The organism is Streptococcus oralis (assembly GCF_006175905.1).
Lineage (GTDB): Bacteria > Bacillota > Bacilli > Lactobacillales > Streptococcaceae > Streptococcus > Streptococcus oralis_BG.
Map to the genome: position 1 here is coordinate 432463 of NZ_SSNB01000003.1, position 18038 is coordinate 450500.

The window sequence follows — 18038 nt, forward strand, 5'->3', positions numbered from 1 at the left end:
TTGCCTTAGAAACGAAAGGACTTATCCGGCACAAACCTATCTCAAACCAGCTTTCTAACATGGGTATCAAGCTATAAAAAGAGAAGACCAGTCGATCCTCTCTTTTCATTTTCCAGCCCTTATTTCTTAAAAATAGAGGTTCTGAAGTCTTTTGTTTGGTCAAGATAAGCTTTAAAGATTGCTCTCTTCAACTTATGAACTGCACTGTCGATTTCTGGATCATAATTACTCCAACGTGGAGCATCAGCATCCTTGAGAACAGCTTGATCCATGAGATCCTGCAATTCAGTCACACTATTGATGGTCTTGGTCGCATAGTTTGGCCATGGTTTTGTTGGATCTTTAAAGGTTACCTGCTTCAAGTTCCCAAACTGTTTCACACGTTCATTGTACATAGCTTTCTTGAAATCCGCCCAAGAAGGATACTTCCCTTCAAATACCTTGTCCAGTACAAGATCATCTGTCACCAATCCTCGTTCTTTACCATAGAGATTGATGGTTTTACCTTTTTGTTTGGCAACTTCTTCGTATTGGTTTGAGATATAAGGTACCATTCCATCCTTAAAGCCTTTGGCAGCCAGAAGTTCATAAGCAATCCTACGTCCCATAAGGTCACCCGGTGTTCCTTTCTCACTGCTGAGAGCTGAATAAATTGGGGCAAAGAGTTTAATGGTATAGTAGCCATTTCGTTCATACTCGCCAGACTTGTACTCACGAGCTGACAAGATGTTATGGTCAATCAAACTCTCAAAACTGGTCAATTTTTGGGCATCTTCTTCTGTCAATTCTTTGACTACGTTAGTAGCGTAAACCTCATTTCCATCTACTGGATCTTTCACATACTTGTTCTCAATTTTTCTAAGAGCTGCCATCTTCTGGTAAACACTTAGTTTCTTAACGATTGCTTGCCCTTCGAGATATTCTAACATGTAGATAAGGTCAAACATGTTGTGAACATAGTTTTGAAGATCTGCTGCGTTTTGGAATCTTTCTGTCGGATCCAAGACTTGCAGACGGGAGCCTTCTTTACTATCTGATGTTGAGTGTTTCAAGATGGAGTTGATGGTAATGGTTGCGTCACTTGGTTGGTCAGGGGCTTGCAATAAGCCTTTTGCGAAGAACTCTGGTCCCAAGCCACTTCTTCGACCATAGCCACCAAGGTAAATATCCTGATCCGAATCATGAGTCATCTCATGGGTATAGGTAATGGCTCCATCCTTGTCCAGCATACGGTAAGACATATAGTAGACGCCATCCCCTGTTGCGTAGGCTCCATGCTGGTTGTGTACTACCTTATTGCCAACTGGGCCAAAGAAGTTCTTCATGGCTGGATTGGAACCATCAAACTTAGCCTCCACTGTAGCTTTTCCAGATGTTGTGTCATCACCAAACTTATAGGCATCATAAAGGAGAATCGTACGATAGAGTTTTTCACGTCCCTCATTATCTAAAATGCGATACCAATAATCGTAGTGATCTCGCTGACGTTTGGCAGTTTCACGCGCATTTTCTTCAACAAAATCATTGAGAGCCTTGCCTGCTTTATGTTCACTATTGCGGTAGCGATCATAAGCTCCAAATCCTAGACTAGACATAGTTGAGATGACAAAGACGGATTTTTCTGGCAAGGTTAGAAGAGGCAAGACCATATTGCGGTATTTCCATGTGGCACTAGTGATGCGGTCATAGACACCGATAGAATACTTGCTACCAGCCTGTCCTTGCTTCGTTTTGACCTCTTCGATAGTGGATTTTTCTTCGACGATATAAGCCTTGGTCTGTGATTTAAACCAGTCATTGTTGCTTGTATCTGGTAAAAAGACTTTTCGGTAATGTTCCAGCGTGCTAAACAAGTCTTTCGTTCCATGATGGCTGGAAAGACTGATACCATAAGTATCGACATTGTTTTTAGCAAGAAGATTGTTAAAGCCAGATTTACCTAACTCAATCAGAGTATCTAGTGGTGAAGCATTTCCCTTACCAAAGAAGTCCAGGTGGTACAGAACCAGGTCTTTGACGTTTACCTGACCATAGCTGAAGTTATACCACCGTTCCAGATAGGTCAAACCAAGTAGCAAGGCTTCCTTGTTACGTTTGATTTTATCTACAAGATAACCTTCAGTGACTGGGTTAGCACTAGCCAGTCCAGCATCTGCTGACAAGAGTTTCTTCAAACTGTCTTCCAGATGTTGTTTTGTTTTGGCGAACTGGTCTTCTAGATAGAGCTCAGTCTGCTTGACGTTTGGAGAAATACCAAGTGTCTTTCTAATTCCTTCTGAGTGGTAATCAACATTTTGTAAGTCAGGTAAGACTTGTTTGATGATAGAGCTTTGGTCATACAAGAATTGGTTTGGCGTATAGAGAAGACCCGTATTTCCTAGACTATATTCCGCTAATTTGGCGAAATCATCCTGGTAATGGAGATCAAGCTTTTCAGATGAATGGTCCTTGTAGTGAAGCAAGAGTTTGTTTGCAGTCTCTTTGTTGGAAACAATATCTGTGATTACTTGGTCATCCTTCATCATGACTGCTGACAAGAGTTCTTTTTGATATAAAGGACTGTTCTCATTGACCAAGTTTCCATATTTGACGATGGTTGCTTTGTTGTAGAAAGGTAGCAATTTTTCAATATTCTTATAAGCCAAGGAGCGCTTAGCTTGATAATTCGCCACCTTAGAAAAATCACTGTCTTTTTTGCCACTTGTTGAGAGGGGCTCAACTGTTGGTAGAGTGAGAGGATTGATGGCTGCTTTTTTGCTTTCGATTTGGGAAGCATCTAGCATTGTTCCTCTTTCTTCAAAGGATTCCTTGCTGACGACCTCATCCTTGACTAAGGTGACATTGTAGACTCTGTTGGCCTTGCTGCTGAATGTGTCCTTCACCCTCATTCCATTATAGTGGTAACCGGTAATGGCATTTCCGTTGGTTACATTGACATCACTGAGAACATTGGTCAATCTTCCAGCATGCTGTTCCTCATTAGTTTTTCGATCCCACAAATAGCCTGCTACTCCCGCGACTCTACCAAAGTGCTTGGCATTGTTAATATCGCCTTCAGCATAGCTATCTTGGATTTGTGCATCCTGATCTACTAGACCTGCAAGCCCACCCACAGTCTGATCTGAACTATTTGTGTTGGATGAAATGGCTACTGTCGCTTTTGACTTAGTCAGCAAAGCTCTGCTTCCTGTCAAATGACCGACCAAACCACCGATATTGTAGGCAGCAGTCGTCTCATAAGTGTTGATAATTCTTCCCTTGAAACTGCTCTCTGTGATACTTGATTGATCTGCCTTAGCTAGCAAACCACCGATACCACGTTCACCAGCCAGAACACCATCGACATGAACTTGCTGAATCTTTGTGCCATTCTGAGCTTCATATGCCAGTGAACCGATATCATCTTTCCCAGAAATGGTGACATTTTTCAGGCTTAAATTTTCTACTGTGGCACCGCTCAAGGTTTCAAACAGAGGCTTTTTCAAGTTGTAAATAGCAAATCGCTTGCCATCTTTTTCACCGATCAACTGACCAGTAAAGCTGCCCTTGATATAGGATCTTTCATCAGGTCCCAACTCCACTTCGTTGGCGTTCAAGCTAGCTCCCAAATAATAAGTACCAGAGAGATTCTGCTTGATAGCTTTGACGAGGTTACTAAAGGAAGTGAAGGTTGTCGTTTCCTCTGTAGCCTTCTTAGCTAGGTAGAAGGTGAAATTATCGACATATTTATTTTCTAGCTCTTGCTGGAGTTTCTCAGCCTTGGCTGTGATTTTATAAACTGGCTGGCCATTTTTCGTTTCTGCCGTTATTGAAGCGACTGGTAGATAGACATCTTTATATGACGAGGATTTAACCTTAACAAAGTAAGTGTCTGAATTACTTGGGACACCGTCTAAAGAAACGTGTTGTTTGTAAGTACCATTGGTCTGACTGTACAACTCCAGATCCGTAACATTTCTTAGCTCAAGCGTCTTCTCTGGATCTTTTTCTTTTGGTTTTTCTGTTGGAGTTTCCGGTTTTACTTGCTCGGTATTGCCCGTATACTCTGGAAGAGGAGCAATTTGTTCGGGTTCCACAATGGCCCCTGCTTGCTCACCTTTATACTCTGGTAGGGAAGACTGGATCTCTGGTTCAACGATAGCACCAGCCTGGGTACCCTGATACTCAGGTAGTGGAGCGACTTGTTCGGGTTCCACTATCGCACCTGCTTGCTCACCTTTATACTCTGGTAGGGAAGACTGGATCTCTGGTTCAACGATAGCACCAGCCTGGGTACCCTGATACTCAGGTAGTGGAGCGACTTGTTCGGGTTCCACTATCGCACCTGATTGAGTATCAGTATATTCTGGTTTTTCAGCTGTCTCAGGGGCAACAATTGCTCCAGCTTGAGTTCCTGTATACTCTTGTGTAGGTGACACCTGTTCAGGCTCTACGATTGCTCCTGACTGCTCGCCTGTATAGGCTGGTTTGTCAGTTGTTGCTGGTTCCACCAAAGCCCCTGACTGGACTCCCCCAACCTCTGGCTCAACTTTTTCCGGTTCAACGATAGCACCAGCTTGGGTTCCTTGATACTCAGGTAGCGGAGCGACCTGCTCGGGTTCAACGACTGCTCCTGCTTGGGTGCCTGTATATTCTTGTTTGTCAGCTGTTTCAGGGGCAACAACCGCTCCCGATTGCTCGCCTGTATATTCTGGTAATGGAGCCTGAGTCTCAGGCTCTCCTTTTCTTGCAGACTGAGGTGCTTCACTCGCAGCTACTGCCTTCTTAGTCCCTTTTTCTACTATACGTGGCAAGGCTTCTTCTACCTTGGCTGAGAGAACTTCCCGAGAAATTTCTTGGTTTTCAACAGTGAAAATGCGAACGAGTTCAACCTTTTTCCCAGCACGACCTTCTTGTTTGACATGGATGGTTCCCTCTGCTAGATCTGGATTTTCTTGAACCACTTCTGAAACATCTAGTTTGGTCACAATTTCTTGGTCCTTGTATAGGAGCTCTGGTTTATTCACGCGACCTGCCAAGACTTCGTCTTGAGGATCTACACTAGCAATACCAGACGGCTTTTGATTGGATGAATCTTGAGATGGGATAGGCTTGTCAGCAGGGCTTGTTGGAGACGGAGTTTTTTGCTCATCTCCAGCCTTTTGCCCACCTTCACTGGTCTGAAAATGAGGTTGAACCGTGTAGTCTAGTTTCTGACCTCTAGTAGCAGTTTCTTGCAGACTAGAGTCCTTGTCTTGCTTAATATAACCTAGGTAGGTATAACCCGATAGGGTGCGTGGCAAAGGCAGACTATCTCCTTGGGATAATTGGTATTCCTGATTGTATTGTAGCAAAAGCTGATTTTCAATTGCCTGAACCGAAGAAGCCAAACCACTGCCCATCCCTGTTACTAAAATAAGATTCAAAAGGGCTTTCTTTTTGCCTTTCTTCTTCGACACTACAAAAATAAGAAGGCCAATCGAAGCCAAGGCTCCACCAGTTAAAACACTAGTAAAGCTATTCTGCCCCCCTGTATTGGGCAACTGACCTAGCTGAGCTTTCTCATCCATACGGTAAACTAGATAATAGGTACTCTCACTGTCTTCAGCAATCTTCGGAATGTCCTTGACAATCAAGTCCTTTTCTTGCCCACTCAACTCCGTATCCGTCACATATTTGTAGTGAACAGCTACATTTTCTTGAGCAAATACGGTTCCACTACTCGCAATGGACACAAAAAATAGGCTTGAAATCGAAGCTGACACAAGTCCAATTGCTAATTTTCGTAAGGAGAAACGATGCTGCTTCTCTCCAAAAATCTTTTTCATTCTATATCCTCTCGCTTTTTAACCTCTATCAAGAAAATAACTAGCATTATATTTTGATATAGGTATTTCACATCCACCATTATACTATAAAAATACTTCCTTGTCTCAAATAAATTCTTTGAATTTCATGAAAGTAAAAGCTTATTTATCCTGTAAAGTTTATCTGTCGTTGATGACGAAAAAAGAAGGCTAAGCGCCTTCTCTTATTTGAAAATATTCCTAACAAAAAGTCATTATTCTTGAATCTCGAATTTTTTCAAAAGTCCAAAATAGAGGGATCCACCAATGATTGTCAGAATTCCTCCTACCCATCCCAAGAATGGGATCAATCCAACAGAACCACCTACGATAAACAAAACAGACGGTGCAGGGGTCACACGTTCATCGTCCTTGTAATAGACAATAGACACAATTCCTAAAACCAAGACAGCAATTTTTACCAATGCCAAAATGATTGAAAAAATCGTCAATATACCAACTGTTGCATCAGAGTCCTCCGTCGCCGCAGCAGCCCCGACAGCTATCATAAACATAACAAGAGGTGCCAACAGCAAGACGATACCTGAAATAAGACCAAAAATCGCATTTACGCGAGCAAGTGCTTTTGTTTTCATCCGAATCTCCTTAAAAAATTTTTACAACTATCATTTTATCACATTTTCATGAAAAACAAAAGAAATTTCAAAACGAGTATACTAGATGGTGAATGATTTCAAATTTCTCTCCAGACATTTAGAGTAAAAAATAGGTCATGTATCAGATTGTTTGTAAATTCATTCGTTTTTGTACTAAGCAAGCCATTCACCTAAAAAAAGAAGATCACTTGGATCTTCTTTTTTCGTGTCTATCTTTGCAAAAAGCTTATTTTTCAAAGATAGACTGTCTGAAGTCGTCTGTCTCACGAAGATAAGCGTTGTAAATCTTCTTCTTGAGCAGGTTGACCCAGCTAGCTTCGACACGGCTAGTAGCATTGGTAATGTTGCGCACATCCTCTGCCACTGCTTCATCCATCAACTGCTGCATCTCTGCATAAGAGCGAATCGTTACTTTCTTAGTACTGTTTGGATTTCTAAGTTCGTACTCAATAGTGATTGGTTTGAGCTTGGTTAGCTTATCAATCCGCTCTTGGTACATAGCCTTCTTGAAGGCTACCCAGGAGTCATATTCACCCTTGAATACATTTTCTAAGACTTTCTGGTCCGTTACCAGACCAACATCTCTTCCGGACCATCCGTCCCACGTTTTCTTGCCTTCATCAAAGGCTTCTTGAGAGTACTTACCAGAAACATAAGGAACAAATCCATCATGGTAGCCTTTGGCGGCTAGTAATTCATAGGCTGTGCGACGGAACATGACATCACCTGGAGCTCCCTTCGGATTGCTCAAGGCTGAGTAGATTGGTGAGAAGAGACTGAGACTGAGGTAGCCATTTCGACCATATTTTCCGCTTTCCTTGTTCTCACGACGAGTGATAACATCATTTTCAATTAGAGAGTTAAAGGTCTTTAGCTGCTTGATTTCTTCAGCAGTGAAGGTTCGTGTCTGGTTTCCAGCGTGGGTTTCCTTACCATACTTATCAGTAATATAGTAATTCTCCATCTTTCTGAACCACTGAAGTTTCGCATCATCACTCTGTTTCAGCATAGAAGTACCTTCTAGGTAATCCAGCGTGTAGATCATGTCAAACATACCATGGACATAGTGTTGCAGATCTTCTACATTTTGAACACGTTCCTTGAAATTATAGGTATGCATACGTGTCTTAGAATCCTTGTCCACCTTGAAGAGAGTGTTGAGCGTAATAGTTGGTTCATCTGCGCTCGGCGAAGACTGCAAGAGTCCGCGAGCATAGAGTTCCGCACCTAGTCCCTCACGACGACCATATCCTTCAAAGTAAATAGCACCATCAGAATTATGAGTCATTTCATGGGTGTAGACAGAGTTTCCATAGTCTTCTAACAATTTAGCTGCATCAAAGTGGGTTACACTTCCTGTCGCATAAGCATTATAGCCCTTGCTAGGATACCACTTACCAGCTGGTCCGAAGAACTCCTGCATAGCTAGTGATTTTTTGTCATTAGATGGAGCCCAATATCTTTGACCATTCTTGTCAACCAATGAGAATCCATCATAAACCAAAACAGAACGGAAGAGCTTGTCCTTGCTTTCATCGCTTAGAATCTTATACCAGAAGTCATAGTGATCGCGCTGGTATTCAGCTGTTTTTCTCACTCGGTCTTCGACAAATTCCGCTAGCTCTGCATCTGTGCGGACCCTGTTATTAGCATCAAGGCGATAGCGATCATAAGCTCCCATAGAGAGGGTAGACATATTAGAGATCGCATAGACACCCTTCTCCGTCATGGTCAAGAGTGGCAGGAGCATGCCCTTGTGTTCCCAATTATCTGCAGTAATCTTGTCATAAACACCAACAGAGTACTTGCTCTTACCCTCGGCTGCATCCTGAAGCTGTCTAGCTTCTGCTACATCCGACTTGGCCTCAACGATGTAGGCTTTTGTATTGGTTTTGAGCCATTCATTATTGGTCCTATAAGGCAGGAAGAGCTGACGATAGCCTTCAAGATAATTGAAGAGTCCTCGTTTACCAGTTGCTTCAGAGAGCGAATTATCATAAGCTGTATAGTTATTTTTAGCCTTGAGATTCTCCAATCCTGACTTCCCTAAAGCAATGATTGTATCTAAAGTCGAAGTATCATTCTTACCGTAGAAATCAAACTTGTAAACCGATAAGTCCTTAACATTAAAGTTATCATAGTTGATATTGTACCAACGATGAAGATAAGTCAGACCTAATAGGAAAGCTTCTTTATCAGCAAGAATCTTCTTAACAAGATAATCCTTAACTACTTCACCTTCAGTATTGATAGCCTTATCCATAGCCAGCACTTTGCGAAGCTCACCTGATAGCTTGCTTTTCACTTGCGTAAATGCGGTGTCTAAGTATAGTTCATCTAAAGAAGTATCTGCTGCTACTCCGAGAGCTGTTCGCATAGCTGGCGAATCAAGAACGACTTTGTTTAGCTCTGGCAAGACTTGATTTAGAATACTAGTATAATCTGATGCAAAGGCTTCTGGAGTATAAAGAAGGTCTAACCCCTTGATACTATACTCAGCAATGCCTCGATTTACGAAATCTCCCTGATAAGATATTTCTAGGTAATCAATGGTATTGTCCATGTAGTGAAGCATCAAACGATTGATTGCTGTTTTATTGCTATGAATATCTGTAACTACTTGATGATCCTTCATTGGGACAACATCCAGTAGGTACTCCTTATTCAACTTATGCTCTTTCGGAATCTTGTTCGCAAACGAAACAATGGTTTCTTTATTGTAGAAAGGAAGCAGTTTCTCCATATTTGCATAAGAATATCCGCGGTCAAATTGAGCATTGTTTACTTCACCATAGTCGACAAAACGCATATTTAGATTCGTGTCATCTAGGCTAGTTGTTATGTCCATAGCAGTCAGTTTTTCTTCCATTTCTTCTTGAGTAATTGTAGAAGTAACAAACTGATCGTTTTTCAAGGTTTCACTTTTGGCAACTTTATAGGCTTGCGTAATGCGGTCGTTTTTGTATCCCTGATCCCCAGAAATACTATAAACATTTGTACCGCTAACATTACTGATAACATTATCAACCAAACCATTAAAGTAGTTCGAGCCGACCACTCCACCGATTTGACCATTAGTGGTTGAATTATATAATTTTCCTGTCACATAAGATTTCGTGATTCGAGCATTGTTTTCTAGACGTCCAACCAAACCACCAATGCGTTGTTCATTTGATCGTGCACCACTAATAATCGTTACATCTGCTTTACTTTGGCTAAGAAGAGATTCTCCTCCTTTGAGGCTTGCAACCAAACCACCTACGTTATAAGCTTTGATGTGTTGATTGTTAGATAGGATGGTACCAGTAAAGGAACTATTGGTAATTTTCGTATTGGTTCCATTAACTACAAGACCAGCTACGTTAGAAGCGTTGCCTACTACCGATACTCTTCCCTGAACAGAAACGTCAGTGATTCGAGCATTCTCCGCATTGCGTGCAAGTGCTGCTGAGTCATAGGTACCCACGATATTCACATCTTTAAAGTCGATATTGGTAATAGAAGAGCCGTTCTTCAGATTTTCAAATAAAGGTTTGGCTAGATTATAGATAGCGTATTGCTTACCATTATGACTACCTGTCAGACTGCCGGTGAAGTTCCCTTTGAGGTAGACATAATCCGCAGGAGCTAGGTTGACCTCGCTCGCATCCAAATCAGCTCCCAGAACATAATTTCCTGCCATATTTCGCTTCATGGCGTCTACCAATCCAGCAAAGCTGGTGTAGACATTTTGCTGACTAGGGACTGCCTTACTGATGTAGAAGTCGTGCCCAGACTTGTAGACCGCTTCACTTTCTTGGACGAGTTCAGGAAGGGTTACATTAACCTTATAGACTGCCTTGCCATCTTTCTCTGCTTCAGAAATGCTGTGAACTGGTAGGAGAATTTCCTTGGATTCACTTGATTTGATTTTGACGAAGTAAGTAGACAGATCCGTAGGCATAGAGCTCATCGACACAAAGCGCTTGTATTGGTCGTTTTCTTTATGATAAAACTCAACGGAATCAATATCACGGAAGGCAATCTTCTTGTATTCTAACTCAAAGTTACGACTGTCTGTTTCAAACTCAGTAAAGCTGCCATTATCCAGTTCATAAGTCAACTTGGTTTTTAGAGTATAGCCTGTGTAGTAGTCTAGGTCGCCAATTTTCAAGCTGCCAGCAAAGTTGGTAATCGAAAGAGTGCGAACTAGCTGGTCTCCCTGATACAATTCTGCAGTCGCTGAACGGAAGGACTGGGTCTGGTCTTCCAATCTATATTGGACCGTCACCGACTTATCATCAACATTCTCGGTTAGACTTAGAATGGAAACCGTTGGCTTGACCTTAGGCACTCCATTTAGAGCTTCTTTGGCTGCTGTCAGGCTAGCAAGAGCTTGGTTGACCTGTACTTGTGTAGCAGTTTGATTGTTCAGAACTCCTTCTGCTTTGGCTAATTCGTCTGTATAAGCTGTCTGCTTATCTGAATCAGCATTCTTATATTTCACAGAAGTTTTAACAGTTGGATTTAAATCGTATTCAGTTTGAAGAGCTGTTTTGACAACATCAAGACCGCTTAACTGAGCTTTAGCTTGATTGATTTGTTCCACAAGTTGGTTGACTTCTGCTTGGCTAGCTTGAGATTGGCTCAGAATAGCTTGACCAGCCGTCAAAGCAGCATCATAGTTAGCTTGATGACTCTGGCTATCGTTGAAATAACGGGCCTGAGCTTTAATCTGATCCGCTTCTGCCAAGAGATTATGCAGTGAAATTAAATCGAACTCCTCTAAAGCTTCCGCTTTCGGTGCATCATTTGGTACCATATTTGGTTTAGCCGTACCGACTTTGACAATTTGCGTTACAGGAGCTAGTGTTTCCTCATTAGACAATTCTTGACGGTCAACAACTTGACCATTGGAACTGTAAACACGAGTCTTGATAGTTCGTTCGCCTTGGACACCCGGAGTCGCGATTTGGCGGGCATCTCGAACTAATTCGTCCGTCTGTTGCTCCTCGATGGTGAAGGCAATCTTTTCAATGCGAGTTTCGTCAGTATAAGTCAACGGATACTCTGGCAGAGCTTCCGCTTTCGGTGCTTCATTTGGTACCATATTTGGTTTAGCCGTACCGACTTTGACAATTTGCGTTACAGGAGCTAGTGTTTCCTCATTAGACAATTCTTGACGGTCAACAACTTGACCATTGGAACTGTAAACACGAGTCTTGATAGTTCGTTCGCCTTGGACACCCGGAGTCGCGATTTGGCGGGCATCACGAACTAATTCGTCCGTATGTTGCTCCTCTACGTTGAAGGCTATTTTCTCTACACGAGTTTCATCGGTATAAGTTAGCGGATACTCTGGTAAAACGTCCGCTTTCGGTGCTTCATTTGGTACCATATTTGGTTTAGCAGTTCCGACTTTGACAATTTGCGTTACAGGAGTCAAGGTTTCTTCATTGGATAACTCTTGACGGTCGATTTCCTGACCATTGGAACTGTAGACACGAGTCTTAATCGTGCGTTCGCCTTGGACTCCTGGAGTTGTGATTTGGCGGGCATCTCGAACAAGCTCATCCGTTTCTTCTTCACGAATTGTGAAGTTAATTTTCTCAACCCGAGTTTCGTCGGTATAAGTTAGTGGATACTCTGGCAGAGCGTCTGCTTTCGGTGGATCATTCGGTACCATGCTTGGCTTAGCCATTCCAACTTTAACAATTTGCGTTACGGGAGCTAGAGTTTCCTCGTTGGACAACTCTTGGCGATCAACCTCTTGACCGTTAGAACTGTAGACACGAGTCTTAATCGTGCGCTCTCCCTCAACACCTGGTGTTGTGATCTGGCGAGCATCTTGGACCAATTCATCCGTTTCTTCTTCACGAATGCTAAAGTTGATTTTCTCTACACGAGTTTCATCAGTATAAGTCAACGGATACTCTGGCAGAGCGTCTGCTTTCGGTGCTTCGCTCGGTACCATATTTGGTTTAGCTGTTCCGACTTTGACAATTTGCGTTACTGGAGCTAGGGTTTCCTCATTAGACAATTCTTGGCGATCGATTTCCTGACCGTTAGAGCTGTAAACACGAGTCTTAATCGTACGCTCACCTTGGACTCCTGGAGTCGCAATTTGACGAGCATCACGAACCAATTCATCCGTTTCTTCTTCACGAATGTTAAAGTTGATTTTTTCAACGCGCGTTTCATCTGTATAAGTCAGTGGATATTCTGGCAGAGCGTCTGCTTTCGGTGCATCATTTGGCACCTTGCTTGGTTTAGCCGTGCCGATTTTGACAATTTGCGTTACTGGAGCCAAGGTTTCTTCATTAGACAACTCTTGACGATCGATTTCCTGACCATTGGAACTGTAGACACGAGTCTTGATGGTCCGTTCGCCTTGGACTCCCGGAGTCGCGATCTGACGACTTCCTTCTGGAATCTCATCTGTATATTGCTCGTCAATAGAAAAATCAATCTTTTCTATTCTAACCTCATCATTTGTAGTCAATTCCAACTCAGAATTCTCATGAATAGTAGCTGTATCAGGATTTGTGCCATATTCCGTCAATTCTGGAATCTCTTGAACTGGAGGCGTCTCGGGACTAGTGCCATACTCTGCCAATTCTGGAACTTCGTGAACTGGTGCTGTTTCTGGAGTTGTGCCATATTCCGTCAGTTCTGGAATCTCTTGAACTGGAGGCGTCTCAGGACTGGTACCATACTCTGTCAATTCCGGAACTTCGTGAACTGGGGATGTCTCAGGATTTGTGCCATACTCTGCCAACTCTGGAGTCTCGTGAACTGGAGCTGTTTCAGGACTAGTTCCATACTCTGCCAATTCTGGAGTTTCATGAACTGGAGCCGTTTCAGGACTAGTTCCATACTCTGCCAACTCTGGAGTCTCGTGAACTGGAGCTGTTTCAGGATTAGTTCCATACTCTGCCAATTCTGGAGTTTCATGAACTGGAGCCGTTTCAGGACTAGTTCCATACTCTGCCAACTCTGGAGTCTCATGAACTGGAGCCGTTTCAGGACTAGTTCCATACTCTGCCAACTCTGGAGTCTCATGAACTGGAGCCGTTTCAGGACTAGTTCCATATTCTGCCAATTCTGGAGTTTCATGAACTGGAGCCGTTTCAGGACTAGTGCCGTATTCTGCTAATTCTGGAACTTCGTGAACTGGGGCTGTTTCTGGAGTTGTGCCATATTCTACCAATTCTGGAGTCTCGTAGACTGGAGTTTCTTTTGGTATCGAGTTAGTTGGAGCTGTTCCAACTAAAATAATTTCAGAAATAGGTTCAAGCGTCACTTGATCAGAAATCATTTCACTTTTCACGATTTCTTGACCCTTACGATAATGACGAGTCACTACTGTACGTTGACCTCGAACACCTGATTGTATAACTTTTGATTGTCCTTGAGCCAATTCATCTGAATACTGGTATTTTGTCTGATAAGGAAGTTCTTGAACCGACTCCTGCTCGCTAATTTTTAGTTCTGGCAAGTCATAAACGGGGCTTAGAAGAGCAGACTCTCTCTCCTTGGCAGCTATAGCTTCTCTTTCTTCCTCAGTTAAAGCATCCCCCTTATCCGAAACAATCTCTTTTGTATTCGGATTTGTTTCACTCGGTTTAAGTTCACTTCCCTTCTCTTTCTCCAAGTCCAGTGTCGGATTTTCCTTCTGAGCAGAATGAGCTAAATGACTATCATTTTGTTCTTCATTCTTTAAGTAACCGATATAGTCGTAACTATCAATTTTCAATGGCGCTGGCAGTGCATCTCCAAGACCCAAGTTAAGACTTTGATTATATGCAGCGAGTTCGATATTCGTCACTGCTAAGACTGTTGGAGATAGCAGTATGGATCCCATTCCAGTTACCAACAAGATCGAAGATAAATACCTCTTCCCATTTCTGCCTCTAACAACTACAAGCACTAGTAATGCAAGACCCATCGCTGTAAAAGTTGATTCCCAAAGACCGGAGTGACCTGTCTTAGGTAATACTCCAGATGTATCCCCTTGAGTAGTCGGACGATAAACTAAGTAATAGGTCTCTGAAGCATCCTCAACATACTTTGGAATCTCCCTAATCAAGGCACTCTTCTCTACCTCCGTCAATTCAGACTCCACTACGTAGTGGTATTTAACCTGAGCAGACTGCTGATTTTGAATTTCTGCTGCTTTCACAGAAGTCAAGCCCCCAGCCATTTGCCCATTCAAAAAGAAGCTTCCAATAGTCGCCGAAACGAGCCCAACGGACAACTTTCGGAAAGAGAAACGCTGTCGTTTTTCTCCATAAAACTGATGTTTCATTCTCAAAATTTCCTCTTCAATATATTATTCAATCCTTTCTATTCTACCTGATTTCACTTGATTATTCAAATTATTTGTCGCGATTTTTAGAAGCAACACATGCTTTTGAAAAGTACCAAAACACGACTCCTATTTTAAAAAATCTCAGAAAATCAACTTAAAACTTTTCCTACAAATGTTGAATTTCTACATCTTTATCCTAAGCTTTTACCAGCAAAAAAAGAGAGAAATGACTTTCTCTCTTTTACCTTTCCTCTCATCTTAAACTATGAGAAGACATATTTTTAATCTGATTATTTCGCTTCAAATCCTTCTGCAACTGCATCCGCAAAGTTTTCTTCTACGATGCTTGCACAGTGATCACAGATGACTGCATGGTAGCTGCGTTCTGCTGTTGTTGGGTCGATACGACGGCAGCGGTCACATACTTCACCTGTAGCGCGTTCAACTGTGAAAGCTACATCCTCAAAGCTAACTGCACTCTCTGGAGCTACACCTTCTGCGATGGTCAATTCAGACACGATTAGAAGTTGAGCTACATTGCTGTTTACTGCTCCAAGAAGAGTTTTCACCACTTCATTTGGATAAACTGTCAAGTGGGCTTCGAGTGATTTACCGATTACTTTTGCATTACGAGCTTCTTCCAAGGCTTTTTGAGCTTGTCCACGGAAGTCCATGAAGGCTGACCATGTATCCAAGATTTCTTCTTGGTTGGCAAAAGTTTCAGCTTCTGGTAATTCAGACAATTGAACAAATTCTTCAGCTTCAAACTCAAGATAGGACCAGATTTCCTCTGCTGTGTGAGGAAGGATTGGTGTCAAGAGTTTGGTGATTTTAACAAGGATGTCATAGAAGACAGTCTGCATTTGACGGCGTTCGAGTGATTTGGCACCTTCGATGTAAACAACGTCTTTAGCAAAATCAAGGTAGAAGGCTGATAAATCAACGTTGATAAAGTTCACCAAGGCCTTGTAAATTGTCAAGAATTCAAAGTTTGCATAAGCATCACGAATAGTCTTCACAAGCTGGTTAAAGCGGATGGTCATGTACTTATCAACGGAACGAAGCTCATCGTAAGCCACTGCGTCTTGAGCTGGGTTAAAGTCAGATGTGTTAGCAATCAAGAAGCGAAGAGTGTTACGGATCTTACGGTAAGTTTCAGAGACTTGGCTCAAGATATCCATAGAGATACGCACGTCGTTGCTTGAGTCCACACTTGTTACCCAGAGACGCAAAATTTCCGCACCAAATTGTTTTTCAACATCGCTTGGAGCAATGGTATTTCCAAGAGATTTAGACATCTTCTCACCTTTACCATCAAGGGCAAAACCTTGTGACAAGATTTGTTTGTAAGGAGCAACGCCATGGTTAGCAACAGATGTGATAAGTGATGAGTTGAACCAACCACGGTACTGGTCAGAACCTTCAAGGTAAAGATCTGCTGGATATTTGAGTTCTGGACGGTTGACCACTACTCCATTCCATGATGAACCTGAGTCAAACCATACGTCCATGATGTCTGTTTCTTTTTTGAACTCGCCATTTGGTGAACCTGGATGAGTAAATCCTTCTGGCAAGAGGTCCTTAGCATCACGTTCCCACCAGATGATAGAACCGTGTTCCTCAAAGAGTTGAGCTACATGTTCAATCGTTTCAGCTGTCATGATAGCTGTACCATCTTCTGCGTAGAAGATTGGAAGCGGAACACCCCAAGCACGTTGACGAGAGATAACCCAGTCGCCACGGTCACGAATCATATTGTAAAGACGAACTTTCCCCCATTCTGAGTGGAACTTCACTTTTTCAATTTCATCCAAGATTTCTTGGCGGAATTTAGATACAGAAGCAAACCACTGTGGAACAGCTCGCCAGATGATTGGTTTCTTGGTACGCCAGTCAAATGGGTATGAGTGAGAAATTTCTTCCTGAGCAAGGAGTAAATCACCCAGTTTTTCGATAACAGTCGGCACAACCTTGTCATAGAACTGACCCGCAAATTCAGGACCAGCATTTTCCATCATAATACCGCGTTCGTTAACTGTTACAGCAACTTCAAGGCCGTTGGCAACACCGACATTGTAGTCGTCCTCACCAAAACCAGGGGCTGTATGGACAATACCAGTACCAGAGTCAGTCGTAACGTGGTCACCAAGGATTACCAACTCATCTACAGCCGTATCCCATGGGTGGACTGTTACGATGTGATTCAATTCTTGACCACGGTAGGTTGCCAAGACCTGAACATCAGCCCAACCAAATTTCTCAGACAAGCTAGTCAACAATTCTGAAGCAACTACAAACTTACGAGATTCACCAGCTGGTTGTACCAATACATAATCAATATCTGCTCCAACTGTCAAACCACGAGATGCTGTGATAGTAAATGGTGTAGTGGTCCATACGACAATATAAGTATCCGTATCTAGAACACCTTTTCCGTCTTTGACGCGGTTAGCATAGTAAAGGGAAGTTGAAAGCAAGTCATGGTACTCAATTTCCGCTTCAGCAAGGGCTGACTCAGAAGACCATGACCAGTAAACTGGCTTGGCACCACGGTAGATATAGCCTTTTTTAGCCATCTCACCAAAGACACGGATCTGAGCTGCTTCATAGTCTGGAGTCAAAGTCACATAAGGATTTTCCCAGTCACCAGAAACACCCAAACGTTTAAAGTCTTCACGTTGTTTATCAACTTGAGAAAGAGCGTACTCGCGGCAAAGTTTCAAGTACTCAACCAAGTCCATTTCTTTGCGTTTAACACCCTGTTTTGCCAAGACTTGTTCGATTGGCAGACCATGAGTATCCCAACCTGGGATGTAAGGAGCGTAAAATCCAGACATAGACTTAGAACGAACAATAATATCTTTAGAAATCTTGTTCATGGCATGTCCAACGTGGATATTTCCGTTTGCATACGGAGGTCCATCATGCAAGGTGAAATGTGGTTTTCCTTGGTTCAATTCTTGACGACGTTGGTAAAGTTTTGCTTCTTCCCATTCTTTTTGCCAAACTGGTTCTTTAGTTGGAAGACCAGCACGCATAGGAAAGTCTGTTTTCCCAAGATTGAGGGTTTCTTTAAGTTTCATTGTTACTCCTTTAATTTAAAATGACAAAATAAAAACCACGATTCGCAAAAAGGACGAAAATCGTGGTACCACCTTTGTTCGAAAAAAGACAGGGTCTCTTTTCCTCTTTTCCCGTAACGTGGGGGACGTCCAGTCTTACTGCTTTCGGACTGGATTGCTTGAGAGGATAATCTAACCACTAGGGACTGCAGGACTCACACCATCTCCCGCTCGCTGAAAATAT

4 protein-coding genes are annotated in these 18038 nt (G+C 42.5%); all 4 read right to left on the reverse strand.

Annotated features, from left to right (window positions below; genetic code table 11):
• Positions 1-119: 119 nt before the first annotated feature.
• Positions 120-5807: a ZmpA/ZmpB/ZmpC family metallo-endopeptidase gene (locus E7Y33_RS07920; RefSeq protein WP_139690166.1), complete on the reverse strand. Its 5688-nt coding sequence runs from the start codon at positions 5805-5807 to the stop codon at positions 120-122.
• Between the two features lie 233 nt (positions 5808-6040).
• Entirely contained in the window at positions 6041-6421 is a 381-nt protein-coding gene (locus E7Y33_RS07925) for a hypothetical protein (RefSeq protein WP_000849881.1), read from the reverse strand.
• A 247-nt stretch (positions 6422-6668) separates the two neighbouring features.
• Complete coding sequence (locus E7Y33_RS07930; protein WP_139690167.1) at positions 6669-14729, reverse strand: ZmpA/ZmpB/ZmpC family metallo-endopeptidase; 8061 nt, start codon at positions 14727-14729, stop codon at positions 6669-6671.
• Positions 14730-15022: 293 nt separating this feature from the next.
• Entirely contained in the window at positions 15023-17815 is a 2793-nt protein-coding gene (gene ileS, locus E7Y33_RS07940; RefSeq protein WP_139690168.1) for an isoleucine--tRNA ligase, read from the reverse strand.
• Positions 17816-18038: the final 223 nt, after the last annotated feature.

What these genes read in the sequence shown, in the direction of transcription:
- ileS (WP_139690168.1), bottom strand. Translation starts at nt 17,815, where the DNA reads ATGAAACTTAAAGAAACCCTCAATCTTGGGAAAACAGACTTTCCTATG.
- E7Y33_RS07930 (WP_139690167.1), bottom strand. Translation starts at nt 14,729, where the DNA reads ATGAAACATCAGTTTTATGGAGAAAAACGACAGCGTTTCTCTTTCCGA.
- E7Y33_RS07920 (WP_139690166.1), bottom strand. Translation starts at nt 5,807, where the DNA reads ATGAAAAAGATTTTTGGAGAGAAGCAGCATCGTTTCTCCTTACGAAAA.
- E7Y33_RS07925 (WP_000849881.1), bottom strand. Translation starts at nt 6,421, where the DNA reads ATGAAAACAAAAGCACTTGCTCGCGTAAATGCGATTTTTGGTCTTATT.